This window comes from Pelorhabdus sp. sgz311002, assembly GCF_056134285.1.
The window spans coordinates 148,313-171,797 of record NZ_JBWBCL010000005.1; the positions used below are offsets into that span (position 1 = coordinate 148,313).

Annotated in this window: 25 protein-coding genes; 22 read left to right on the top strand and 3 right to left on the bottom strand. The window is 41.5% G+C overall.

Features of this window, described 5'->3' with window-relative positions; genetic code table 11:
- Positions 1–256: 256 nt before the first annotated feature.
- The 10 genes from AC0NJP_RS10055 to AC0NJP_RS10100 all read left to right on the top strand — a co-directional run bounded on the left by AC0NJP_RS10055 (position 257) and on the right by AC0NJP_RS10100 (position 6,487).
- Positions 257–1,402, top strand: coding sequence for a DNA polymerase Y family protein (locus tag AC0NJP_RS10055; protein WP_474699712.1), 1,146 nt, complete (start codon positions 257–259; stop codon positions 1,400–1,402).
- A gap of 11 nt (positions 1,403–1,413) precedes the next feature.
- Positions 1,414–1,647 carry a hypothetical protein gene (locus AC0NJP_RS10060; RefSeq protein ID WP_474699713.1) on the top strand — a complete coding sequence of 78 codons (234 nt, stop codon included), beginning with the start codon at positions 1,414–1,416 and terminating at the stop codon, positions 1,645–1,647.
- A 250-nt stretch (positions 1,648–1,897) separates the two neighbouring features.
- On the top strand, positions 1,898–2,716 hold the full coding sequence (locus AC0NJP_RS10065; RefSeq protein WP_474699714.1) for an EFR1 family ferrodoxin: 819 nt from the start codon (positions 1,898–1,900) through the stop codon (positions 2,714–2,716).
- A 203-nt stretch (positions 2,717–2,919) separates the two neighbouring features.
- Positions 2,920–3,048 (top strand): hypothetical protein, encoded by a 129-nt coding sequence (locus tag AC0NJP_RS10070; protein WP_474040294.1) that lies wholly within the window; start codon positions 2,920–2,922, stop codon positions 3,046–3,048.
- A gap of 8 nt (positions 3,049–3,056) precedes the next feature.
- Entirely contained in the window at positions 3,057–3,749 is a 693-nt protein-coding gene (locus AC0NJP_RS10075) for a cytochrome c biogenesis CcdA family protein (protein WP_474040293.1), read from the top strand.
- 54 nt (positions 3,750–3,803) lie between these two features.
- Positions 3,804–4,811 carry a TQO small subunit DoxD gene (locus AC0NJP_RS10080; RefSeq protein WP_474040292.1) on the top strand — a complete coding sequence of 336 codons (1,008 nt, stop codon included), beginning with the start codon at positions 3,804–3,806 and terminating at the stop codon, positions 4,809–4,811.
- 259 nt (positions 4,812–5,070) lie between these two features.
- Positions 5,071–5,667 (top strand): TetR/AcrR family transcriptional regulator, encoded by a 597-nt coding sequence (locus AC0NJP_RS10085; protein WP_474040290.1) that lies wholly within the window; start codon positions 5,071–5,073, stop codon positions 5,665–5,667.
- Positions 5,660–6,205, top strand: a complete 546-nt coding sequence (locus AC0NJP_RS10090) for a TlpA family protein disulfide reductase (RefSeq protein ID WP_474699715.1) — start codon at positions 5,660–5,662, stop codon at positions 6,203–6,205. The genes AC0NJP_RS10085 and AC0NJP_RS10090 overlap by 8 nt, the downstream gene beginning before the upstream one ends.
- 43 nt (positions 6,206–6,248) lie before the next feature.
- Positions 6,249–6,389, top strand: coding sequence for a hypothetical protein (locus AC0NJP_RS10095; RefSeq protein ID WP_474699716.1), 141 nt, complete (start codon positions 6,249–6,251; stop codon positions 6,387–6,389).
- A complete protein-coding gene (locus AC0NJP_RS10100; RefSeq protein WP_474699766.1) occupies positions 6,386–6,487 on the top strand; it encodes a hypothetical protein in 102 nt (33 codons plus the stop codon). Before AC0NJP_RS10095 ends, AC0NJP_RS10100 begins: the two co-directional genes overlap by 4 nt.
- 176 nt (positions 6,488–6,663) lie before the next feature.
- On the opposite strand, the gene AC0NJP_RS10105 is transcribed toward AC0NJP_RS10100, so the two are convergent.
- On the bottom strand, positions 6,664–7,551 hold the full coding sequence (locus AC0NJP_RS10105; RefSeq protein WP_474040287.1) for a LysR family transcriptional regulator: 888 nt from the start codon (positions 7,549–7,551) through the stop codon (positions 6,664–6,666).
- A gap of 150 nt (positions 7,552–7,701) precedes the next feature.
- Between AC0NJP_RS10105 and AC0NJP_RS10110 the strand changes: the two genes are divergently transcribed.
- The 10 genes from AC0NJP_RS10110 to AC0NJP_RS10155 all read left to right on the top strand — a co-directional run bounded on the left by AC0NJP_RS10110 (position 7,702) and on the right by AC0NJP_RS10155 (position 18,302).
- On the top strand, positions 7,702–8,646 hold the full coding sequence (locus AC0NJP_RS10110; protein ID WP_474040286.1) for a DMT family transporter: 945 nt from the start codon (positions 7,702–7,704) through the stop codon (positions 8,644–8,646).
- Between the two features lie 11 nt (positions 8,647–8,657).
- On the top strand, positions 8,658–10,118 hold the full coding sequence (locus tag AC0NJP_RS10115) for an AlkA N-terminal domain-containing protein (protein ID WP_474699717.1): 1,461 nt from the start codon (positions 8,658–8,660) through the stop codon (positions 10,116–10,118).
- 14 nt (positions 10,119–10,132) lie between these two features.
- Positions 10,133–10,672: a methylated-DNA--[protein]-cysteine S-methyltransferase gene (locus AC0NJP_RS10120; protein ID WP_474699718.1), complete on the top strand. Its 540-nt coding sequence runs from the start codon at positions 10,133–10,135 to the stop codon at positions 10,670–10,672.
- Between the two features lie 293 nt (positions 10,673–10,965).
- Positions 10,966–11,871 carry an NUDIX domain-containing protein gene (locus AC0NJP_RS10125; RefSeq protein ID WP_474699719.1) on the top strand — a complete coding sequence of 302 codons (906 nt, stop codon included), beginning with the start codon at positions 10,966–10,968 and terminating at the stop codon, positions 11,869–11,871.
- 134 nt (positions 11,872–12,005) lie between these two features.
- Positions 12,006–12,305, top strand: coding sequence for an MGMT family protein (locus AC0NJP_RS10130; protein ID WP_474040281.1), 300 nt, complete (start codon positions 12,006–12,008; stop codon positions 12,303–12,305).
- Positions 12,306–12,620: 315 nt separating this feature from the next.
- On the top strand, positions 12,621–13,034 hold the full coding sequence (locus AC0NJP_RS10135) for an ATP-binding protein (protein WP_474040279.1): 414 nt from the start codon (positions 12,621–12,623) through the stop codon (positions 13,032–13,034).
- 73 nt (positions 13,035–13,107) lie between these two features.
- Positions 13,108–15,075, top strand: coding sequence for a PAS domain S-box protein (locus AC0NJP_RS10140; protein WP_474699720.1), 1,968 nt, complete (start codon positions 13,108–13,110; stop codon positions 15,073–15,075).
- 284 nt (positions 15,076–15,359) lie between these two features.
- A complete protein-coding gene (gene arsM, locus AC0NJP_RS10145; RefSeq protein WP_474040277.1) occupies positions 15,360–16,343 on the top strand; it encodes an arsenosugar biosynthesis arsenite methyltransferase ArsM in 984 nt (327 codons plus the stop codon).
- A 21-nt stretch (positions 16,344–16,364) separates the two neighbouring features.
- Positions 16,365–17,177, top strand: coding sequence for an MIP/aquaporin family protein (locus AC0NJP_RS10150; protein WP_474699721.1), 813 nt, complete (start codon positions 16,365–16,367; stop codon positions 17,175–17,177).
- 30 nt (positions 17,178–17,207) lie between these two features.
- Positions 17,208–18,302 carry a GTP-binding protein gene (locus AC0NJP_RS10155; protein WP_474699722.1) on the top strand — a complete coding sequence of 365 codons (1,095 nt, stop codon included), beginning with the start codon at positions 17,208–17,210 and terminating at the stop codon, positions 18,300–18,302.
- A 65-nt stretch (positions 18,303–18,367) separates the two neighbouring features.
- Here AC0NJP_RS10155 and AC0NJP_RS10160 read toward each other — a convergent pair whose 3' ends face one another.
- The gene (locus AC0NJP_RS10160; protein ID WP_474699723.1) at positions 18,368–19,582 is read right to left on the bottom strand and encodes an L-lactate MFS transporter; all 1,215 of its coding nucleotides are present in this window, start codon (positions 19,580–19,582) and stop codon (positions 18,368–18,370) included.
- 705 nt (positions 19,583–20,287) lie between these two features.
- Here AC0NJP_RS10160 and AC0NJP_RS10165 point away from each other — a divergent pair.
- Positions 20,288–22,555 (top strand): molybdopterin-dependent oxidoreductase, encoded by a 2,268-nt coding sequence (locus AC0NJP_RS10165; protein ID WP_474699724.1) that lies wholly within the window; start codon positions 20,288–20,290, stop codon positions 22,553–22,555.
- A 39-nt stretch (positions 22,556–22,594) separates the two neighbouring features.
- Positions 22,595–22,930, top strand: coding sequence for a 4Fe-4S dicluster domain-containing protein (locus AC0NJP_RS10170; protein WP_474040272.1), 336 nt, complete (start codon positions 22,595–22,597; stop codon positions 22,928–22,930).
- A 147-nt stretch (positions 22,931–23,077) separates the two neighbouring features.
- On the opposite strand, the gene AC0NJP_RS10175 is transcribed toward AC0NJP_RS10170, so the two are convergent.
- On the bottom strand, positions 23,078–23,353 hold the full coding sequence (locus tag AC0NJP_RS10175) for a hypothetical protein (RefSeq protein ID WP_474040271.1): 276 nt from the start codon (positions 23,351–23,353) through the stop codon (positions 23,078–23,080).
- Positions 23,354–23,485: the final 132 nt, after the last annotated feature.

Consider the following 23,485-nt stretch of genomic DNA (forward strand, 5'->3'; position numbering starts at 1 on the left):
TTTATTTGCCCCAATTCTCACAATGAAGCAATACCTATCTTAGGTATCTCTATTAAGAGGTACTTTTTTATTTGCATTGAACAACGCTCTTTTATTCCCATTTGCATTTTTGTCGCAAAAACCATATAATTTAATCGAACAAACGTTCGTTTTGGGGGCGGGGATATGGCGAGGACAATCTTGCATGTAGATCTCAATAATTTTTATGCCAGTGTAGAATGTCTGTATCGGCCCGAAATCAGAGATAAACCCGATTGTGTGTGGTGATATCGAGGCGCGTCATGGCATTGTGTTGGCTAAAAATAATATTGCTAAGAAGGCTGGCGTGAAAACCGGCGATGCTATCTGGGAAGCGAAACAAAAAATAGCCGACCTGGTAACGGTACTGGCCGACTTTAAAAAGTATCTTCGTTTCTCTCAGATGGCTAAAGCTATTTATGCTGATTATACTGACCAGATTGAGGCTTTCGGTATAGATGAATGCTGGCTTGATGTGACTGGTTCTGTGTGGCGTCTTGGGTCGGGTGAGCAAATTGCGAATGAGATCCGGCAGCGGATTCGGAACGAACTTGGAATTACAGCTTCGGTCGGAGTCTCATGGAATAAAATATTTGCCAAACTAGGTAGTGACATGAAAAAGCCGGATGGCACGACTATTATAATAGAAGAGAATTTTCGTGATAAGGTTTGGTCGCTGCCAGTATCGGAACTTCTTTATGTTGGCCGATCGACCGCTAAGAAGCTTCGAAGCCGTGGTGTCTATACAATCGGGGATTTAGCGAATCGTGATTTACATAGCTTAAAGTTGCTTCTGGGTGTATGGGGTGAAACTTTATCTTGCTTTGCGAATGGCCTGGATTCGGCTCCGGTAAAAAGGGCGGGAGAAGAACGAATTATTAAGTCAATCGGCAACAGCACTACAACTCATCGCGATCTGGTTAACGATGAGGATGTAAAAATGATCATTTATGTATTAGCTGAGAGTGTTGCGGCCCGCTTAAGAGGGCATGGGTTAAAATGTACTACCGTATCAATTTATGTGCGCGGCAATGATTTGACATCCTTTGAACGACAAGGCAAGTTGCTGCAGCCATCATTCGTATCGGGAGACCTTGTTGATATGGCATACGAGCTTTTTTATAGTAGTTATCGCTGGGATCGCCCCATTCGAAGTTTAGGCGTGCGCGGCTCTGATCTTGTTACGGCAGAGGGCCATGTTCAGCTAGCTCTTTTTGGTGAAGATCCCCAGGCAAAGGAAGCTGTAGAAAAAACGATTGATGACATTCGGCGTCGGTTTGGTCAATATAGCATCCAGCGTTGTTCAATGCTTCAAGACCGAGCATTAACGGGGTTCAATCCTAAAGAGGATCATGTAATTCATCCAACATCATTTTTTAGATAGAGGTCTTTATTATGGGAAAGGTTATTGTAAAAGTATTAGCAGAACATGATAGGCAAGGGCAGATTAGACCATTACAGATTACCTGGAGCGATGGTCGCCGTTTTGCCATTGATCGAGTATTAGATATTCGGCAAGCAGCTTCTCTTAAGGCAGGAGGCTTGGGGATGCGCTACACTTGTAGGATTTGCGGCAAGGAAGTGCATCTTTTCGATGATAATGGTATTTGGTTTATTGAAACAGATTAGTAGAGGGGATTTCATGAGATTAAGTTGCAAGCGTGGAAATGCAGAGAACGTAGCTGCAAAAATGGAAGGCTTTGACTTTGAGATTGTAAGACTAGCCCAGTCACATATGCTGTAAGGACATGATTGAGCATCATGTCCTTTTATAGTTTCATAGGGATTTTTGCTTTTTTGTCGAAGAATATCTCGTAAAATCTAAAAAATACGAATTGAAGAATTTTATTCTCATTTTTCGCAGAGGAGGGCTTTAATTTTGGCTTGGAATATCACGGCAATGTATTTTAGTCCGACAAGAACAACACAAAAAGTAGTGCACAAAATAGCTGAAGTCCTAGCAGAAAAGATTAATAATGATCATGCTATACAGATTGAAGATTTTACTTTACCTGGTGCTAGAGAGAAAATAGCAAAGTTCACAGAAAGTGATATTGTCATTGTTGGCATTCCTGTTTATGCAGCAAGAGTTCCCAATGTTTTATTAAAGTACTTACAGTCTATTACGGGAAATGGTGCATTAGCGATTGCCGTAACTGTTTATGGCAATCGTAACTATGACGATGCCTTAATCGAATTGTACGATATTTTAACAGTAGATGGATTTAAAGTCGTTGCCGCTGGGGCGTTTATTGGTGAACACTCCTTTTCAAAGACGTTGGCTGCTCACAGACCTGATACGAACGATCTGGAGATTGTCGAAATCTTTGCAAAACAAATAACAGAAAAAATCATTTGCCAAAAGGATTTTCAAGTACCAGCAGTAAAGGGAAATAGGCCCTATCGCTATTATTATATTCCTAAAGATACACAGAACAATCCTGTTGATATTCGAAAAGTAAAGCCCAAAACGAATGATGCCTGTACAAACTGCTTAAAGTGTGTTTCCGTTTGCCCGATGGGATCGATCCGTAAAGAAAATGTCAAAATGGTTGAGGGCATATGTATAAAGTGTGGTGCTTGCGTAAAGATATGCCCGGTACAAGCGAAATATTATGATGATGCAAGTTATCTCTATCATAAAAAGGAGCTAGAAGTTAATTTTTCATGTCGCAAAGAGCCCGAAGTCTTTCTTTAATTGAATAACTTTATATTTCACAGTGTTTTGCTAAAAACAGACTTCACCTAAAGAAAAGTCTGTTTTTTCTTTTGCGCGAGATGAATTTTTATAAATAAAAATCTTTGCGATTGCGATACTATATGGTAAAATAAAATTGTACCAACCGGTAGGTATTTAAAGTGGTTGTAGAAAAATGATGGCAATAAAAGTGAGGAATTACGATGAACGATGGAAAGCGATTACTTATTATTGGTAAGCCAGGTCAAGATGAAAATGGCATCATTTATTACCGAAAAAGTGGCGGTGTAACAGAAAAAAATTTAGAAGAAGTTAACAGAAAAAGGGGGTGAGAAAAGCGTTGGAAAACATAACGATTCTTGCTGCTTTTACTGGTGGATTTCTCTCGTTCTTATCGCCTTGTGTCTTGCCGCTTCTTCCGACCTTTTCGGCTGTTTTGGCAGGCGCTGCGGATCCCAAAGCGGCTTCGCCTTATAAGATCTATGTAAATACTTTTTGTTTTCTTTTAGGGTTTACGTTTATGTTTGTTGCTATAGGGGCTACGGCTTCGCTGCTAGGGCAGTGGTTATTTGATTACCAGCCTATTTTGAAAAAAGCAGGAGCTGTCGTGATTATTCTTCTGGGTAGTATATTAGTCGGAGCTGTACGAATTGACAGGTTAGAACGTGAATATAGACCTTTTATGTACTTTAAAACAGGCGGGCCTGTAGGGGCTTTTTTACTGGGGATCGCCTTCACGATTGGTTGGACTCCTTGCACAGGGCCAATTTTAGCGACTGTTTTAGTTTATGCTGGCAGCAGCGATACGGTAGGAATGGGAACTTTTCTACTTTTTGTTTATGCAATGGGATTTTCGGTTCCTTTCTTTTTTATCGCCACGATTTTGCGAACGGTGCTTTTTTCGGTGCGTCGGTATTATGAGTGGCTTCCGGTTATACAGCGACTAACAGGTGTGTTGTTAATTTTAAGCGGAATTGCTCTGTGGTTTGATTGGGTTGAGAAAGGAATTGGAATTCTTTCTTCGATTTTTTAAAAACTACGTAGATGAGCAATGGGCTAGTTTAAATTTTTTTAAGGAGAGTTGTTAATGGATAAGATCGAGAAAAATTTTGCTTCTGTTACAATGAATTTATTGTTATTGCCAATACGGTTTGTTGCGGCATGGATGTTTTTTTCAGCAGCTTGGCGACGTTTAGTGCTTGATGGTGCTAAAATGGATCCTAACAATGCAGCATGGATTGGAGGCAAAATTAACACTTTCTATCCGCACGCATTAGGGATTAAGCCACTTTTATACTATTTATTAACCAATCCCGATTTGCTTAATATTTTTATGTGGTTTTTCACTTTTATAGAATTTACAGTTGGATTTTGCGTAGCTTTTGGACTAGTTTCTCGTTTGGCGGCATTAGGAGTAACGGTACTATCTTTTTCCATGTTATTGGGGGCAGGCTGGTTAGGAGCTACCTGCTTGGATGAATGGCAGATTGGATCGTTCGGTATTGCTATTGGGGTTATTCTTTTTATGTCTGGATCAGGAAATTTTTCTTTGGATGCAGTCATTGGTCGGCGGTGGCCTTCTTGGATTAAACAACCTATGTCATGGATTACTTCAGGTAATTTTGTCAGCGAAGGTACAGGACGGAAACTTATTTATGGGTTAACTGCGTTTACCGTTATTGCTATGTTATGGACCAATCAGGCTTTCGTAGGGGGGCTATGGGGACCTCTTTCCAATCCATCCGCTAAACCACATGTACAAATTCATCAAATTAGTGCAAAAGGTACTCAAGTAACAATAAAAGTTTTTCGTGAGGGCGGACCCGATACTTATGGGGCTTTTGTTACAGAATTGGTCGCTGAAGATGCTAACGGCATAGTACTTGCTGATTTACGAGGGGAACATTTGTCTGCAGTGATGAAAAAAGCAACTATCCAGAATTCATTCCCTCTCAAAGTAAAAGCAGGTCCAGACGGTATTATTATTCCACTTGGCGCCGAAGCAATAGTAACTCTTGATTTAGGAAAGGACGTAAGTAATGTAACGAAAATAACATTACGTGATGTCTCGGGAGTTAAATGGGTATCGAAATAAAATATTAATGTTAGCGGCAATGCAGGAAATCGATGCATCCAGTCAAGTTCTTGCCGTCATGGCAGAAGAATTAATGCGGTCTGTCAGTATTTTAAAATGTAGTTCCTATAAAATGGTTTATTAAAAACAGACTTTCTTCTAGCTGAAAGTCTGTTTTCGCTTTTGACGCGGAATACAATTTTTATGAATAAAAATCTTTGCGGCCATCATACTATATGATAAAATTAAATTGTACCAACTGGTAGGTAAGGAGGATATTATGACTGACAAAAAATTGGAAATTATAAAAGTGACAGCTGATTTAATGCATTCGAATGGCTATGAAGCAACATCAGTCAAGGATATTATGGAGGCGGCCCAGATCGGTAAAGGTCAGTTTTATTATTACTTTTCTTCCAAAGAAGAACTGGGACTTGCTGTGATTGATTATTGTTTTGAAAAATGGCAAAAGCGAGTTATTGAAGAGAATCTAGCGCAACCAGGTGACCCGCAACGGAAAATTCGCCATATGCTTGCTTGTTCGATTGATATACATAACAAGCGGGAAAGTAAATGTGGTTGTTTCTTCGGCAATCTGGCTATTGAACTCAGTGAGAAGCATGAGGTTTTTCGGGAAAAAATCTATCAAATGTTTTCTCTGTGGAGCCATCACTTAACGCTAGTAATTGAAGAGTGGCGACAAGAACAGGCTTTACCGCTAGATTGCAGCAGTGAATGTTTGGCACAGGCTATTGTTGCCTTAATGGAAGGCGGCATTTTATTAATGAAAAGCAAACAGGACATAGCGCCTTTGCGGAATGCCGCTTTGGTTGTAGAAAAAATGCTAGCTATGGAAGCGAGGAATTTCGATGAATAATCGAAAGCGCTTACTGATTCTTTTTGGTTCGTTATGTATTTTGGCTGGAATCTGGTATGTGTTTCTTAATAAAACGAATACTCCAAGCGGAGCAAGCGGTTCAAGCAGCCAGAGCACTCGCAGTGGTGTTAGTACCGGCGATCGTATGCCTGAATTTACCTTGCAAGGACTTGCTGGACAGTCGGTAACTGTTGGCAAACCTGGTCAGATTAGTGTTATTAATTTCTGGGCAACTTGGTGCCCGCCATGCCGGGCAGAGTTTCCTGAGCTTGATCAATTTGTTCGCAATAACAAGGATAAAATGCAGTTTTACTCGATAGATATTCAGGAAGACAAGGGGAAGGTAGCTGCTTTTTTAAAGGAAGGAAACTATTCGTTTACGGCTTACATTGATTCAGATGGAGCGATTGCTAAGCAGTTTCGCATTACAGCGATTCCCGCGACGCTTGTTGTCGATGAAAACGGGATAATTCGTTACCGAAAAAGTGGCGGTGTAACGGAGACCGAATTAGAAGAAATTATCAAAAAGGGTTGGTGAGAAGGGCAGTGGACTTCTTGCACAGAGAGAGGGAGGTGGCGAGATGATGTGGAAAGCTGTTTTTCATATTGATGAAATGGAAAAATGGGACCTGTTACTTGGTAACATTAGTAATTTTCTGAATGGCTTACATGATGATTACTTGCTGCATGTTGTCAGATTGCACTACAAGGAAACGGGATAGATGCTTCTTATTTACCGCAAGGGGTACATGTTGTTCCATCAGGGATACAGCGGTTGATTGAGTTGCAGCAACAGGGATTTGCTTATATAAAGCCGTGAGTCGATGAGAAATAGAGCTATGATAATCGGATCAATAACTCTGCTCCAACTTAAATAATGAGGTATTTCGAAAAAGAAACGAATGTAGAAGTTATAGAAAAACCTTCGCTGATAGAACATAGATGCAATTTACTCAATGCATTTAGTTCTATTAGCGAAGGTCTTTTTCTATTTGTCTACAACTTTATAGGCGAAGAATGTCTGTAAGGAAGATATTCTAAAAAACGAGTAACCGCTAGAGAAGCTGTTTTTCTTTCTTTCATAGCAAAACATATTTTACGATGCGCTGGTACAGCTAATTCTTTGAGGACTACCTGATAAGGAATGCGATGCAAAATAAGTTGCGGTAAAATGCTGATACCAAGTCCACTTTCAATCATTGAAAGAATGGCATAATCATCCCAGGTCGTAAACTTTATGTTTGGCGATACCTTCCATCGTTCAAGAAGCTCTGATATTTCGGCCCGAGCTCCTTTTTCTAGTAACATAAAAGGATAATTACAGAGTGAATTAATTGGAACTTGTTCATAGTTCGTTAAAGGATGATTTGGTGGTAAAACTACTAATAGTTTATCTTGGTCTAGAAAGATTGTTTCCAGTTCCGGGTGTGTCGGGAGCCTGAGAAAACCACAATCGACCCTTCCTTCTAAAATCCAACGTTCAATTTCAGTGTAGTCACCCAACAGCAATTCATAATCAATGTTAGGATACGTTTTTTGAAATTCGCGGATTATGTTAGGCAGCCAATGGGTTGCTACACTTGAAAAAGTCCCAATGCGAATCAAGCCTGACTGTAAACCGTTTATTTCATTAATTTGGGTCTGCAGTTCCTGATATTCGATACATACTCTTTGAGCAAACGGTAGTAGCTTTAGACCATCAGAAGTTAGACTAACACCGGAACGGCTCCTCTCTAATAGTGAGACTTTCCACTCCTTTTCCAGGTCATTAATCATTCGACTAATTCCTGATTGTGAATAGTTGAGCGCAATTGCGGCTCTTGTAAAACTGCCGTGTTCCACTGTTTTTATAAAAGCCATGTATTTTTGAATGTTCATATCCATATTTATTACCTTCAATCTGGTTTTGTGATTTTACATATGATAAATATTCGTTTTTGTGATTATCGAAAATATGATAACTTATAAATAAAATAAATTCAAGAGAAAGATGAAGGCGCTATTTCATCAATTCGAAGAAAGCGGGAATAGATCATGAAGGAAAAAATATATTTTATGCTGTCAATGATCATCTTTGGTGCAGTTGGTGTGTTTGCAAAATATATTGAGCTGTCTTCTAGTAAAATCGCCTTATTTTTGAGCTTGATTGGGACTATGGTTTTGCTATTGATCTTCATGGGGACGAAACAGAAAGTGTTGTGGTATAGAGTGAAAGAGAATGTTGTTGTTTTACTACTCGCAAGTGTTGCATTGAGCGGTAATTGGATTTTTCTATTTCAAGCTTATAAGGAAACAACGATTGCCAATGCGGCGCTAAGTTATTATTTTGCTCCTGTTTTAGTTATCCTGTTAGCCCCTTTTTTTCTGAAAGAAAAGTTATCGTTTCCAAAGGTAGTATGTATTGGTATTGCCTTGCTTGGCCTATTCTTGATTTTGCAAAATAGCGGAAAGGTAGAAACTGGCGGAAATCATCTGCTTGGCATTGGCTATGGACTTGTTGCGGCGGGATTCTATGCTAGTTTGACGATTGTGAATCAATTTATTCGCGGACTAGATGGGATTGTAAATACGTTTTTGCAGCTTGGTTTGGCTGTGATAATACTGCTTCTATTCGTTCTATTTACGGAAGGGTTTAACTTTTCGTTAATAACCAGAGAGACGATTATATGGATGATTGTGTTGGGGATGATTCATGGCGGGGTTGGATTTTATCTATTTTTTGCTGGAATGAAAGGACTAAATGGCCAAAGTATCGCTGTGTTGAGCTATATGGACCCGTTAACATCACTCTTGATTTCAACCCTAGTCATAGGTGAGAATCTGTCGTTGCAGCAAATGATTGGTGCTGCATTGTTACTAGGTTCTGTTTCAATCGGTGAATTTTGCGGAAAGAAGACGCTCGGGAGTGCAAAAAAGCATGTCCGAAAACAGCCAGATATTTTTAAAGAAGGTGATATAATTAAGTCAAAGTCAATGTAGGAGATAAGATCATGCAGGCAAATGCAAACGGTTTATATGCGGCATTTAAGGCAAAAGATGCAAGGTTTGATGGGCGTTTTTTTGTAGGCGTTTCGTCTACGGGGATATATTGTCGCCCTGTGTGCCGGGCCAAGCAGCCAAAAGTTGAAAACTGTACATTTTATGCGACGGCGGCGGAAGCGGAACAAGCTGGTTTTCGGCCTTGTCTGTTATGTCGGCCAGAGTTAGCTCCTGGTAGTTCTATTGTTGACGCCTCGACTAATTTAGTCTATCGAGCAGCGAGATTACTCGAAGAAAATGGCTGGAACGGACAAAGTTTACAGGATCTGGCCGCACAGCTTGGCTGTACGGATCGACATTTACGGCGTATATTTAGAGCCGAATACAATGTTTCGCCAGTGCAATATTTACAAACTTATCGCTTGCTGCTTGCTAAGAACTTGCTTACGGATACGGATTTGTCGGTGCTTGATGTGGCAATGACTGCTGGATTTGGCAGCTTACGCCGTTTCAATGAAGTTTTCAAAAAGCGCTATAATCTTTCGCCTACAGGGTTACGGAAACAGACTACGAAAGCAAAACACCATACTGGCGATTTTATTTTGGCACTGGGATATCGTCCGCCCTATCGTTGGCAAGAAATCTTGCAGTTTCTTGCAGGACGTGCCATTGCTGGTGTTGATATAGTGAAGAATAACCAATATATGCGTACAGTCCATCTCATAGGTGCCGCTGGAAAGAGTGTATATGGCTGGGTACAAGTGGGGCATCAACCTCAAAGTAATACGTTAGCCGTCACAATAAGTGAAACGTTACTGCCTGTATTACCACAAGTTTTGGCACGAGTACGCCAGTTGTTTGATTTGTACTGCGAGCCCAATGCAATATATCAAACGCTTTCAGCAATGAATGATATACGACCCGGGCTCTCTGTGGTAGGAACCCGTTTACCAGGCTGTTTTAATGCTTTTGAAATGGCGGTGCGGGCGGTACTTGGACAACAAATCACGGTAAAAGCGGCAAGCACTTTGGCCGCAAGGATTGCTAATACCTATGGTACGCCAATTCAAACTGGAATAGACGGCTTGACTCATGTGTTTCCTTCGCCGGAAGATGTACTAGCGTTGAACGGGCCGATTGAAAACCACTTTGGGCCGTTAGGCGTAATTGGAACACGGGCAAAAACAATCTATGAGCTTGCCGCGGCAATCGTGCAAAGAAAAATCAACTTTGACTTTTGCCTTGATCCAGAAGAAGAAATTAAAAAATTGCTGACAATTCGCGGTATTGGTAAATGGACGGCACAGTATATTGCTATGCGCGCGTTGGAGTGGCCAGACGCTTTCCTTGAAACAGATGTTGGTGTGAAAAAAGCACTTCCCGATTACACAAGCAAAGAACTGCTTACAATTTCGGAAGGCTGGCGGCCCTGGCGCAGTTACGCTACAATCAATCTCTGGAACACGCTATAAAGGGGGGATCTACCATGTATTATTCAACGAATTACTTATCGCCTATTGGCAAACTTACCCTTGCCTGTGATACCAACAACCTGGTAGGGTTATGGCTGGAGGGGCAAAAGTATTATGGTGGCGCTATTGCTAAAACGATGCTAGAAAACAATGACATGCCGGTATTTGCAATCGTGAAGCAATGGTTAGACCGATATTTTGCGGGGGAGAAGCCTGCGATTTCTGAATTAGCATTAGCTCCCATTGGTGGAGATTTTCGTCAAGTCGTATGGCAGCTGTTATGTGAGATACCCTATGGCACAGTTATTACTTATGGCGATATTGCGAAAAAGGCAGCCTTGAAACTGCATAAACAAAGCATGTCAAGTCAAGCGATAGGCGGAGCTGTGGGCCATAATCCGATCTCTATTATTATTCCGTGTCATCGAGTTGTCGGCGTAAAGGGAAGTTTGACCGGGTATGCTGGCGGTGTGAATACAAAAGTCAAATTACTTGAATTAGAAGGCGTAGATATGTCTCGGTTATTTGTTCCCACCGAGGGGACAGCGCTTTAAGCTTCTATATTACGATTGTTTTAGTAGTGAAGCGGCGGGATTGATCGCCATATAATTTGGATTTTAAGCCATGACATTTTGATTTTACTATGGTATTATACAGTTACTAAGCTGGGAATAGGTAGCTAGGGTTCCGCCTGGATTGCAGGGACAGTGACCGAGCGCTACAGTTCTGTTCTAACTGGACAGAAGCACCTATTGGCATAAAAAGCCCGAGGGGGATAGCTTGGCGCACTTAGTGTGCGCTGAGATATTCTCTTTAGGCTTTTTTATTTTGTAAGGAGGCGTTACTAGTGATACTGGCAGAAAGATATGATCTATTCTTAGTAGATCTGGATGGGGTTATTTATTTCGAAAATCAATTGGTACCAGGGAGCCAAGAGGCCATTGCGAGGCTGAGAAGTATGGGCAAGAAACTATATTTTTTTACCAATGATCCAGGGATTTCACGGCAAGCGGTATGTGAAAAATTAAATTATCTAGGAATTCCGGCAGTGCTAGCAGAATGTATAACGTCCGGTTGGACTGCGGCATTCTATTTAGTTCCCAATAGAATGGCTTGCGCTTATGTGATGAGTGATCAGTCAGAAACCGATATTAGGGGGGCGGAACAAGGGGGAATGGATGTAATTTTGGTCGCGCGGCAACAAGCGAGTCGTGATGGCTACAGAGAAGATTACAAACCCAAGGCGGTAATTGGTAGTTTAATGGAACTGTTTTGTTCTGTAAATTGTTGCGGCGCGCAAGAGCATTCTACTTATTTTTGGCCAGATACCATAGAACCAGGCGTAGCAGGTGTTGTTTTTAATGAGCAACATCAGATTCTTCTTGTTAAACGAGTCGACAATGGCTTATGGGGACTGCCATCAGGTCATGTGGAAAAAGCGGAAAGTGTTGCCCATGCCATTTGTCGGGAAATCTTGGAGGAAACAGGACTTATTGTAACTGCGGAAAAGTTAGTCGGAGTATATTCAGATCCTGAAACACAAGTCTTTCGGTATCCATCAGGAAAAGTGACTCATTTTATTACACTGTCTTTTTTGTGTCGAATTAAAGAGGGTACTTTACAGGCTGATTGTAAGGAAATCAGCGAAGCGAATTTTTTCGATATAGATAACTTACCCTTAAATCTTATGAAAATGAATCCTTACTGGCTATCTGACGCCTTGGCAAAGAGCGCGGCGGCCTGGGTTAGATAGAGGAAAGACTATGGTGTGAGCGGCGGTTATCGAGGTATAATGTATAGGAAGCGAAGGAAGGGGCTGCTGCTGTACAGATTATATTGCAGCAGGTTTACTGCCAGTAGGTATTTTCCGATCAAGGTGGGGTTATTGTGACTACGAATCCATTTTTTAAGCAAGTCTATGAAATTGTTGCGCAGATACCGTACGGTAAAGTCGTATCCTATGGGCAGATTGCCCGGATGTTGGGACGTCCAAGCGGGGCTCGTGTTGTCGGTTGGGCTATGCGGTGCTGCCCTGAAAATTTGCCCTGGCAGCGGGTAGTTACGGCCGATGGTTCTATTACAGGCGGCCAGTATGCGAATATGCGTAGAGGCCTTTTGGAATCCGAAGGTGTAACTTTTTTAGTAGATGGTCGCGTCGATATGAAGGCATGCAGTTGGCCGGAATGAAATAGTCTTAGGTGATGAAAATAGAGGAATAAGTGATGTTACAGTTAATAAACTCTACTTTGCCTTAAACGGTTAAAGTAGAGTTTTTTTATAACATTGCGCTTTGTGTATGGCGAATATATGAGGCAAACCAATTATTATATGTCGTTTTTTTATAATAACTGTTACAAAATAACAATCATTAGGATAATTTGTTGGAAATGATAACAATGGTTATTTTTTTCTTAACTGTTATACAATAAAATATAATGGTAAAATTTTCATTATATAATATCATTTTGCAATGATGCATAAATCCGTGAGAGGTGGTCTTAGATGAAAAAATCATTCCGATTTGAATGTACAAGAAATCCTGAATCTATGATTTTTATACGTCAGATAGTATCGAATCAATTTGCCAGAGAACTATCTACTAATACGGTTCAAATAGCATTGAATGAAGCTTTAGTAAATGCTGTTCAATCAGGAACAAGGGCCAGTGTGAAAATTCGTTATTACGGTCAACTGTTAGTAATACGCATAAAAGATAATGGAAAAGGCTTTCCAGGCAATGAACTAATCAATAAAATATTAGAAGAGGGAGTGCAAAAATTTTTAGATAAAGAACTCTGGGAACAACATGGCAGAGGGATTCCACTGATGCTGGCAATTATGGATAAGGTAGTTTATAACCACATCGGAAATGAAGTAATGCTAATTAAGCGGTTAAAAACTCTAAAAGATACGTGAAAGAAGAGTCTCTATAAATAACTTTAGCAGTAGTTATTTTTTTGCTAATAGGTTATCGATAATGGGGGATGAGATGTCGATAGTTTTTAGAGAAGAACATTCAGATAAAAGTTTAGACATTTTACAATGTATTGAAAAAATATTTCATAATAGTGTTGCACTTGTTACGATCATTCAGATATCAACTATGTCTGTTTTATTCGTCAATAAAGCATGGGAAAAAGCTATGGGGCGCACGTTTGAGCAAGTTGTCGGCAAAACTCCTCAAGACTTAGGGTTTGGTGATTGTCATGAGGTAGTTCTAAAAATCAAAGAATTAGATGATGATTCTAGTATTCTTCCTTATGAATTGTCATACTATGCGCCTACAGGAGAAAAGCGTACTCTTATTTGCAAAGCTATTTTAGTTAAAGATGGCAGCGAAAGATATGTTATATTTATTGATTTTGATATTACTAGAAACAAGCAAGTGGAAGAACGGTTTCGCATGGCTTTTCATCATAACGTCTCACCCATGTCCATAAGTAGATTTATTGACGGTTACTATATAGAGGTTAATCAAGCATTTTTAACATTTATGGGGTATACAAAAGAAGAGGTAATCGGGAAAAAATCCAGTGAATTGAATATATTTGTTGAACTTGATCGAAAAGCGGTTATTAATGCGTTAAAAAAACGCGGTTATTTTCAGAATTACGAATATAAGATTAGAACCAAAAAGGGAGAATTGCGGTATTGCCTATTGAATGCTGATGTAATTGTACTTGATAATTCCGAATACTTATTGGCTTCAATGACGGATATTACGGAGCGAAAAAAATTAGAGCTGGCATTAAAGAAGAATGAAAAAAACTTAAATGTAGCGGAACAAATAGCGAAAATAGGCTATTTTGATTGGGATGTAGTGGCTGACAGACTGAGTTGGTCTGATCAAATGTATAGAAATTTAGGTTTTGAGCCAGGGGAAGTAAAACCTACGGAAAAACTGTATCTGAGTATGATACATCCTGACGATTTTTCATGGGTGTCAGAGTATATTTCCTATGCCAAGGATCATTCTCTTTATGATGTGCAATACCGGATTATTAAAGCGAATGGTGAGATTACTTGGCTTCATCTTCGCGCTAATATGAATTTTAACAATCAGGGAAAGCTTATCAAAATGTTTGGAACATGCCAAGATATTACCGAACAAAAATTAGGAGAAGATAGAGTTCAAAAAGCAGAGAGTGAACTTTCACTAACAAATCAAGCTTACATTCAGAGTGCCTTTTTTTATAATGTAATAAATAGTAAAGAGCCTATTGAGGTTATTGGCGAAAAACTGCAACAGTATGGCATTAATCCCCGAGCAACCTATATATGCTGTGTTTTAAGAATGACAAAACAAGTGCCTAATATAGTACAACAATCTGTTTTTGTATGGATGCTTAGCAATTTGCCTGGTTGGGTATGGCAATATAATCAAGTAATGATTGCCTTAATACCTGTCGTAAATAATAATCTTTCAAGCAAAGCGGGTCAAATTGAGTATGGAGAACAATTACTACAAGAAATTGAACGGTGTTGCCAGAAGGTTCCAGTAAAAATCGGTATTTCGGGTTTGTCGCAAACCACATTAAATATAAAAGAATTATATGTTAAAGGATTCCGCTCGCTTATTGTCGGGGAGGTGCGAGGGAGTTCCATTACTCACTATGAAGATATCGGCTATTATGAACTTGCTTTTTGCATTTTAGAAAATAAAGGATCAGGTAGTATAAGTACAGAGGCTATTGAGCAGGTTGCTGTATATGATCAGGATAATGGCACTAGTTTTTTGCAAACATTGAAGATGCTGTTAAAGGAACCAAATTTTAAAATGGTCGCACGAAATTTGTTTATTCACTACAATACCGTTATATGGAGAAAACAAAAGATTGAAAAGATGCTCGGTCTGTCGCTCGATGATTTTGAAGTGAAATGCCAATTATTATTACAGCTCAAAATTTGGGAGATTAAAAAAGTGAAAAAGGTTATTCTGGGCTTTGATCTTAAATAGTTTCTATTTATATTGTTGCAGTTGGCTGTTTAAATTGGCGCCTGTTGTATAGTTTTATTCACTATATAACAGGCGTTTTTGTTGTCCGGCTATCATCTGACGTTTAGTTGTATTTAGTAGATAAAGGGTAATAAATTTTAACTATTGCAACATAAAAATATATTGCAATAGTTAACTGGTATATTATATAATAAATATAGAAAGAAAATTCGTAATAATAATTGAAGGCCTTAGTGAGATTTAGAAAACCTATAATTCATTATATAAGCAGGGAGAGTGTTCAGATGAGCTATTTGAAGGTTACCGAGGAACTGTACAAAGAAGCGTCGCAGACCGTACAGGAAGATTTGTGCTGTGTCGAAAAACCCTTGCAATTTTTGCCGGATCTTCATATTCCTGATGAGATGACAGCAATGGATTATGGTTGCGGTACGACAGTATATTTTGGAGAATTGTCACCGCAAGAGAACATTTTATATGTTGGGATAGGTGGTGGTCTGGAAGCACTACAGTTTTCCTATGTGACAAGACGCCCGGGATCGGTTACTGCGGTCGACCGCGTTCCTGAAATGATGGCGAAGGCAAAGTTGAATTTTGCAATAGCGGAAGAGCAGAATAGTTGGTTTAAGTCTGATTTTATTAATATTTTGGAAGGCGATGCACTAGCTCTGCCCTTAGCAGATAATTCTGTTGATGTAGCCGCGCAAAACTGTCTTTTTAATATTTTTAAAGGTGATGATTTACTGATTGCTCTGAAAGAAATGTATCGAGTATTAAAACCTGGCGGGCGACTTTATATTTCTGATCCTATTACAAGTCAGCCGATTCCCGCGGCGTTGCGCGATGATGAGCGGCTGCGGGCAATGTGCTTATCAGGCGCTCTGTCGCTAGAAGATTATGCACAGAAAATTAGTGATGCTGGGTTTGACGAAGTGCAGATCCGGGCTCGTCGGCCCTATCGTTTGCTTGATCAGCATACTTACGGTGTTGATGATATTTTGCTAGAGACGGTTGAGCTTGTAGCAGTAAAGAGCGTTTGCCCACAAAGTGAAACAGCGGTATTTCTTGGCGAATCAGCTATTTACAAAGGGGCGGAAAAAGAGTTTTTAGCGGAAGATGGCACTTGCTATAAAAAAGGAATTCCTGTTTCTGTCTCGGTGCGAGTAGCAAATCAGTTGCGGGAAAAACTTGATTTTGTTGTAACAGCTCCGACCTATCATTATATTGGTTATCGCCCAGCTAAAACAGGTTGTTGCTGCTGCGGTTAAAGTAAAAAGAAAAGAGGATGCATGATGAAAAAAGAAGTGCTTGGGGAATTTCTTGGTACCTTTTTGATGATTCTGTTTGGCTGTGGCTCTGTCGGTGTATCTATTTTGTTCAATATGCATCAGGGAATTCTTCCGATTGCTCTGATCTGGGGTCTCAGTATTAGTCTAGGTATTTATGCAACACGCTCACTGTCTTGCGCACACTTTAATCCAGCTGTGACGATAGCTATGATTATCAGCAAACGAATGGCCGTAAGTAAATTACCAGCCTATGTTACAGGCCAATTCTTAGGGGCCTTTGTGGCTGCTTCCTTGCTGTATATATTTTTTGAGCCTTCGATTGCCGCTTATGAAGCCGCGAATCATATTGTACGTGGTACAGCGGAATCGGTTGGTACGGGAAAAATGTTTGGCGAGTATTACCAACTGCCGGGAAGTACGGCGATTGTTTCGATGGGACTGGCTATGTTTGCCGAAGCGTTCGGCACCTTTATCCTTGTTGTCATGATTTTCTTCTTAACGGAAGGCTGTAATGTGGGGCGTCCTGATGACAATTCAGCGCCACTATTTATTGGTTTGACCGTATCGTCGCTCATTTGTCTGATTGCACCACTCACGCAGGCTGGATTTAATCCAGCTCGGGATTTTGCTCCCCGTCTTGTAGCCTGGATTCATGGCTGGGGCAATTATGCTTTTCCTGACACAACTGGCGGCTTCTTCTGGGTTTATATGGCGGCTCCTGTTGCTGGTGCTGTTGTTGCTGCGTTGTTTTTCCGTTTTGTTGTGGAACCAGTTATGAAGAAAAAAGAGACTGTAGTTGCTGTAGAAAAATAGCTTATGGGAGACGAAGGGAGACAAATAACGATGAAGACGAAAATGCTTTTAATTGGTGGTTTTTTGGGAGCTGGCAAAACAACGCTGTTAAATCGAGCAGCCGATTTACTGCGAGTTGAGGGAAAACAGGCTGGGTTGATTACGAATGATCAAGCCAGCGCTCTTGTTGATACGGCGTTACTATTGCAAAGAGACAGCGGAGAGCCCATCGAAGAAGTGAGTGGCAGCTGTTTTTGCTGCAATTTTCCGGGATTAGAGCAGGCTATGGCCGAATTGCAGAAACAGCAGGAGCTTCAGGTGATTTTAGCGGAACCTGTAGGCAGCTGTACTGATTTATCGGCGACAATTTTACAGCCTTTAAAGCAATATCATGAAACGGATCTTAGCGTAGCTCCTTTATCGGTACTTGTTGACCCTTGGCGTATTCAGGCGGTTCTAGAAAAAACACCAGGAGTTATTCATGAAAGCGCGGCCTATATTGTGGAAAAACAACTAGAAGAAGCCGATATGATTGTGATCAATAAAATTGATGCGTTACAAGAGTCGGATTTGCAGCAATTAAAAATGGCGATTGCAAAGCGTTGGCCTCAAGGCGATATTTTTGCGATCAGCGCTCAGACAGGAGATGGGGTGGCTGCTTGGTTGAACGCAGCGCTGGAACGTTCCGAAGCTGGCCAGTATATTGCAAAAGTCGATTATGATATTTATGCCGAAGGGGAAGCTGTTCTTGGTTGGCTAAATATGAGCTTGCATTTGGCTGGTGCCAAACAGAACTATGATTCGTTCTTGCAACGATTGATGGAAAATTTATCTGGACGCTTTGATAGAGAACAGGCTGCTGTTGGTCATGCTAAGGCATTCCTTGAAGCAGGCGGCAAGAGTGTAATTGGCAATATTACCGGTCGAAAGGAAACGCTGGACATCCGCGGCTCTGTCGGTTATGCCGACGAGGCTTTACTGACAGTGAATGCCCGAGTAGAAATGGAGCCGGATCAACTGAAGTCGATTGTTTTGGAGGAAATGAAACACCTTTGCGGCGCCACGATTGCTACAAGTGATATGGTGCTTAATTGCTTGAAGCCAGGTCGGCCTAACCCTACTCATCGTTTCTCAGCTGTCATTTAATCTGTTTCATTGACAAAGAAAAAACATCTACTGGCAGAACCAGCAGATGTCTTTTTTTCTAATCCTTAGTGTGAGCGTTCCAATCTTCTAAAGAGATAGGCAGCAAATAGACCGGCAATATTTAAGGCAAGGGCAATCCAGAAGGCGTTGCTGTAGGAGCCTGTCGTTTGACGGACCGTTGCGGCAATCATAGGGCCGAATATAGCAGCCAGACTGAATCCGATAAAGGTGATGCCGTAATTCACACCAAAATTTTTGAAGCCATATCGACCAGTAATAATGCCAGGCATGGTGCTCATAAAGCCGCCAAAGACAGCGCCGATGCCTACGCCGGAAATAGCGAAGCCGATCACCGATCCTGTTAGGGACAAGTTAAGCATACAGACAGCGGAAATAACGAACATGACCATGAGCGTATTAGATCGGCCAATACGGTCAGAAACTGCGCCGAAGATGATCCGTCCAAGAGCGTTTGATACGGAAACAAGGCTGAGAAATAAAGCAGCAACCATGGGGGTAAGTTGGAACATCTGTTGGCCAATCGGCGAGGCAGCTGAAGTAATCATAAGTCCTGATACGGCACCAAGAATGAGCATGACCAAAATGACCCACCAGGTTTTATCACGCAGCATTTCATGCCAGACTTTGTCAGTAGTGGTTGGGGCAGCTGTTGTTTTTGCTGGCTCTGGATTCCACCCCTGCGGTTTGAAACCTGCGGGTGCTTTTTTGATAAACAGCGAGCCGATCAGGATAATGATCAGAAAAGCAATGCCAAGGATTTTAAAGGTAGAAAGCACTCCGACAGAACTGATTAGAGCGCTGGCCAAGGGAGCGACAATGGTGGCGCCTGAGCCATATCCTGCGGCTACGAGGCCGGAAGCGAGCCCTTGTTTGTCAGGAAAAAATTTTACTGTATTTCCGAGCGTACCTGAGTAAATGACGCCGCCGCCGATTCCAGCCAGGACACTGTAAGATAGGTAGAGCATTTCAATATTGGAAACGAACCCGGTAATGATTAAGCCGCAGCCAAACATGAGACCGCCAATGAGTACATTGGCTTTACAGCCAAGCCGATCTTGGATGTAGCCGCCGCCAATCATTGCTATCGGGCTCAGACCATGAGTAATTGTAAATGCAAGGGCGATGGCTGTTGCTGGCCAATTAAATAGCTTTCCCAGTGGCAGGGCGAATACGCTCCACGCATATAAAGTACCAATGCAAATATTTATAATGATCGCTGCTGTAAGAATCAGCCAGCGATTGTACCGTTGCTCAGACATGGTATCTCCTTCTTTCGTTATAATTTGGCTAGACTGGTCCTGGGCCATAAAACGTGGGAAACGGAGAAGTATCAAATGTGAGTGAACGATAAGTAATAGGGTCTCGCAATTTGCTGATAGGCAACACCTCGATATCTAGAATGAAATAAGAGACCTCAAAACACCTCCTTAAATTGAAATAGTGACTTCCTATTAAAATTTATGCAATATATATGCCAGAGGAAAGAATGTGTCGGAGCGGCTTAGAACGGCTGCTTGCGGCTTTTTTTATGGCGGATAGGCATCTTATTTTGCGATAAAGTAGCAATTTAAGATTGATTATTGTGAAAATAAGAAAAATGAGCGAATCCTTCGTTTGTTTTAAAATGATATTTCTATAGCAAAAAAGGATTGAGAGGATTGTCGGGCTGTATAGGCTGTATTTCCAGCCATTACAGGGCTTGGGCGGTGTTATTTTCCTATGTCAAAAAAAAACGACCGTCTTCTGTCTTGCGTTACGAATCGTCAGAAAAGGGCCGTTTTTCGCCGTTCGCGGCTTTTTTTTTTTTTGGCATGATTATTGCTTTATATATAGGCGTTGGCATAAATCAATCTTTGCTGAATATGAGGTCTTAGACCTGTACTGATGCCTGGGAGGTGTGAAAGGAGAATAAGACAGCAAAGAACCGTCACTAGTAAATATATTGGGAAAGGGATGATTAGGTCGTGAAGAAAGAGTGGAAAACACAAAATGAAGATGGCTCTTATACAGTCAGAACGTGCTGTTGGTCGCCGCCGGGTGATCACCCTGTTGGCTGTGGCCTTAAACTGACGGTAAAGGGCGACAGACTTATAAAAGTAGAAGGCGATGAAGAACATCCAATTACGCAAGGTCGTGTATGTGTCAGAGCGCTTTCTCTGCCAGAGTTTGTTCATCATCCGCAGCGTATTACGTCACCGATGAAGCGTGCCCCGGAAGATCGCGGCAAAGATAAATGGACAAAAATTTCCTGGGATGAAGCATGGGATATTATTGTTCCTAAGATTAAAGATCTGAAAGCAAAGCATGGCGCTGAATCGATCGTCGTGTTTGGCGGCACAGGACGTGAAGCTTGTCTTTACTATTATCCGTTGGGATTTGCTTCGATTGGCACGCCGAATGTATGCTATCCTCAGAGCGGCTGGTCCTGCTATGGTCCTAGATGCTCCATCACTGACTATATTTTGGGAGCTGGTTATCCCGAGCTTGACTATGCGGGAACGTATCCAGACCGCTATGATAATCCGAATTATGAACTTCCTAAATATGTAATTGAGTGGGGTAAAAATCCGCTTATGTCCAATGGAGACGGCTTCTTTGGTCATGCGCTGATTGATATGATGAAACGCGGGACAAAGATTATTTCCGTCGATCCACAGATTACGTGGCTGGGAACCCGCTCCGCCTATGTGCTGCAATTGCGGCCTGGCAGTGATACGGCTTTGGCTATGGGGCTCTTGCATGTTATTATCAATGAAGATCTCTATGATCATGACTTTGTTGACAACTGGTGCTATGGCTTTGATGAACTGAAAGAACGTGTACAGGAATATCCGCCGGAAAAAGTTGCGGAAATTACCTGGATTCCGAAAGAAAAAATCATTGAAGTTGCCCGGGAATTTGCAACAAATCATCCTTCGTCAATTCAGTGGGGGCTTGCTGTTGACCAGAACCCCAACGGCGTACAGCTTGGTCATGCGATTCTGGCTCTTGGTGCTATTACAGGCAATCTTGACGTGCCTGGCGGCATTACGCTTGGACCACCGGCTGCTCTTCTTGGCAAATGGCGTGTTGAAACACGCAGCAATCTGTCGGAAGAATTATGGGATAAACGGATTGGCGCCAAAGAATGGCCGGCACTGAGCACAGCCATGGCGACGACTCATCCTGATGAAACGCTCGATACCTTGGAAACTGGCAAACCTTATAAATTGAGAATGGGCTGGTTTAACAGCAGTAACTTTATTACTCCGACCTGCTCTGCTGCGCCTGATCGTTGGTATCGTGCTTTGAAATCGCTCGAATTCAATGTAGTACAAGATTGCTTTATGACTCCAACGGCTATGGCTTTTGGCGACATTTTCCTGCCGCTGCCAACGCTTGCTGAACATGATGGCGTTGTTGTTACGCATTACGGGCGGAATGCAGTTTTCCTTGGCGCTATGAATAAGGCCCTTGAAGTGGGCGAATGCAAGTCTGATATTGAAGTTTGTATTGAACTTGGTAAAAAATTACATCCCAATATGTGGCCGTTCGACAGTGTCGAAGATTTCTTCAGCAAACAGCTGAAACCGGAACTCGGCATTGATTTTAACGATTTGAGAGAAATTGGTCTCTATCAGCCTAAATATACTTATAAAAAATATGAAACAGGCCAGCTTCGCGGCGACGGCGAGCCCGGCTTCAATACGGTTACCGGCTTGGTAGAATTGACATCGACATTGTTTGAAGCATGGGGCGATGATGCGCTGCCATACTTTAAAGAACCTCCTTACAGCCCTTACAGCACGCCAGAACTCTTTAAAGAGTATCCGCTTGTTCTTACAACTGGCGCAAGAACGTTTGCTACCTTCCATTCAGAACATCGCCAGATTTCTACTTTGCGTGAAATTACGCCTTATCCAGTTATGAACATTCATCCGGAAACGGCTGAACAACTCGGTATCAAGGAAGGCGACTGGGTTTGCATTGAAAATATGTTTGGTAAAGCCAAAGAAAAAGCTCATTTGACGCCTTGCATTCATCCGAAAGTCGTTCATGCTGAACATGGCTGGTGGTATCCGGAACAAAAGGGCGAAGAACCGAATCTGTATGGTGTTTGGAAATCGAATATTAATACGCTAGTACCACACAAACAGATTGGTAAACTTGGCTTTGGCGCTCCCTTTAAACAAATGATCTGCAAAGTGTATCGCGTTGAATCGCTGGAAAGTGATGTAGGCTTCGAACCATAACTAGACGATGACCAATAAAAGTGATGGGAGGGTGCTGTAATGGCGCGTAACGGTTTATTGATTGACTATGAATATTGCACGGGATGTCATAGTTGTGAAGTATCATGCAAAAACGAACATAAAATTCCTCATGGGCAATGGGGCATTAAATTGACGGAAGTCGGTCCGTTTAAAATTACCGAAGATAAATATGAGTGGGATTATGTTCCTGTTCCTACTTCGCAGTGTGATTTGTGCGAAAAAAGAGTAGAAAACGGTGAAAAACCCGCTTGTGTCCTCCATTGTTTAGCGAACTGTATGGAATATGGTCCGCTTGATGAATTAGCGAAGAAGGCAGAAGAAAAAGGCAAAAAGGTTGCCATTTTTACGCCTTGAGGCAGAATGTAGCGAAGTAATGAGATTATAAATACGTCGTGTGCCATGTTTTTGCATGGCACACGAAAAAGTTTACAAAAAAATCCTGCAAATATTTTGCAGGATTGAGTAGGTTAGGCCTGTAGGTGAAAGTTGAAAAAGAGTGGTCTACTTCTGACTGTCTGGCGGTGTATGCCACTGGCAGGTTCCCTTACCGCCGTCTTTTGGCGGCGCCTTATGGCGATTACAGGGGTTGGCGCATAATTGATCGATATACAGGCAGTGAACAGTCGGCCGAGGTATTGGCGGCGGCAATGCAGCACCGCATTTTTGACAGCGGTTTGTTTCATCGCGAAAGGTTAGTATATGGCAGGCTGGACATTTTAACGGTCTTTCTTTGGGCGGCTTACAGCCGCCGCAATAAGGGTTGCAGGACCAACACATTAAAACTCACTCCTTTTATAAATTTAAACTATGGATTTTGTTTATTTTATATGATTTTATTATATGACTCCTTGGAGAGTCGGTCAACTGCTCTTCTTACGGCAGTTTAGTTTGCTGCTATGAGAATAGAAA

Coding starts and splice junctions, on each gene's coding strand:
- AC0NJP_RS10060 (WP_474699713.1), top strand. CDS start 1,414: ATGGGAAAGGTTATTGTAAAAGTATTAGCAGAACATGATAGGCAAGGG.
- AC0NJP_RS10070 (WP_474040294.1), top strand. CDS start 2,920: ATGAACGATGGAAAGCGATTACTTATTATTGGTAAGCCAGGTCAAGAT.
- AC0NJP_RS10080 (WP_474040292.1), top strand. CDS start 3,804: ATGGATAAGATCGAGAAAAATTTTGCTTCTGTTACAATGAATTTATTG.
- AC0NJP_RS10085 (WP_474040290.1), top strand. CDS start 5,071: ATGACTGACAAAAAATTGGAAATTATAAAAGTGACAGCTGATTTAATG.
- AC0NJP_RS10090 (WP_474699715.1), top strand. CDS start 5,660: ATGAATAATCGAAAGCGCTTACTGATTCTTTTTGGTTCGTTATGTATT.
- AC0NJP_RS10095 (WP_474699716.1), top strand. CDS start 6,249: ATGATGTGGAAAGCTGTTTTTCATATTGATGAAATGGAAAAATGGGAC.
- AC0NJP_RS10105 (WP_474040287.1), bottom strand. CDS start 7,551: ATGGATATGAACATTCAAAAATACATGGCTTTTATAAAAACAGTGGAA.
- AC0NJP_RS10110 (WP_474040286.1), top strand. CDS start 7,702: ATGAAGGAAAAAATATATTTTATGCTGTCAATGATCATCTTTGGTGCA.
- AC0NJP_RS10115 (WP_474699717.1), top strand. CDS start 8,658: ATGCAGGCAAATGCAAACGGTTTATATGCGGCATTTAAGGCAAAAGAT.
- AC0NJP_RS10120 (WP_474699718.1), top strand. CDS start 10,133: ATGTATTATTCAACGAATTACTTATCGCCTATTGGCAAACTTACCCTT.
- AC0NJP_RS10135 (WP_474040279.1), top strand. CDS start 12,621: ATGAAAAAATCATTCCGATTTGAATGTACAAGAAATCCTGAATCTATG.
- AC0NJP_RS10140 (WP_474699720.1), top strand. CDS start 13,108: ATGTCGATAGTTTTTAGAGAAGAACATTCAGATAAAAGTTTAGACATT.
- arsM (WP_474040277.1), top strand. CDS start 15,360: ATGAGCTATTTGAAGGTTACCGAGGAACTGTACAAAGAAGCGTCGCAG.
- AC0NJP_RS10150 (WP_474699721.1), top strand. CDS start 16,365: ATGATGAAAAAAGAAGTGCTTGGGGAATTTCTTGGTACCTTTTTGATG.
- AC0NJP_RS10155 (WP_474699722.1), top strand. CDS start 17,208: ATGAAGACGAAAATGCTTTTAATTGGTGGTTTTTTGGGAGCTGGCAAA.
- AC0NJP_RS10160 (WP_474699723.1), bottom strand. CDS start 19,582: ATGTCTGAGCAACGGTACAATCGCTGGCTGATTCTTACAGCAGCGATC.
- AC0NJP_RS10170 (WP_474040272.1), top strand. CDS start 22,595: ATGGCGCGTAACGGTTTATTGATTGACTATGAATATTGCACGGGATGT.
- AC0NJP_RS10175 (WP_474040271.1), bottom strand. CDS start 23,353: ATGTGTTGGTCCTGCAACCCTTATTGCGGCGGCTGTAAGCCGCCCAAA.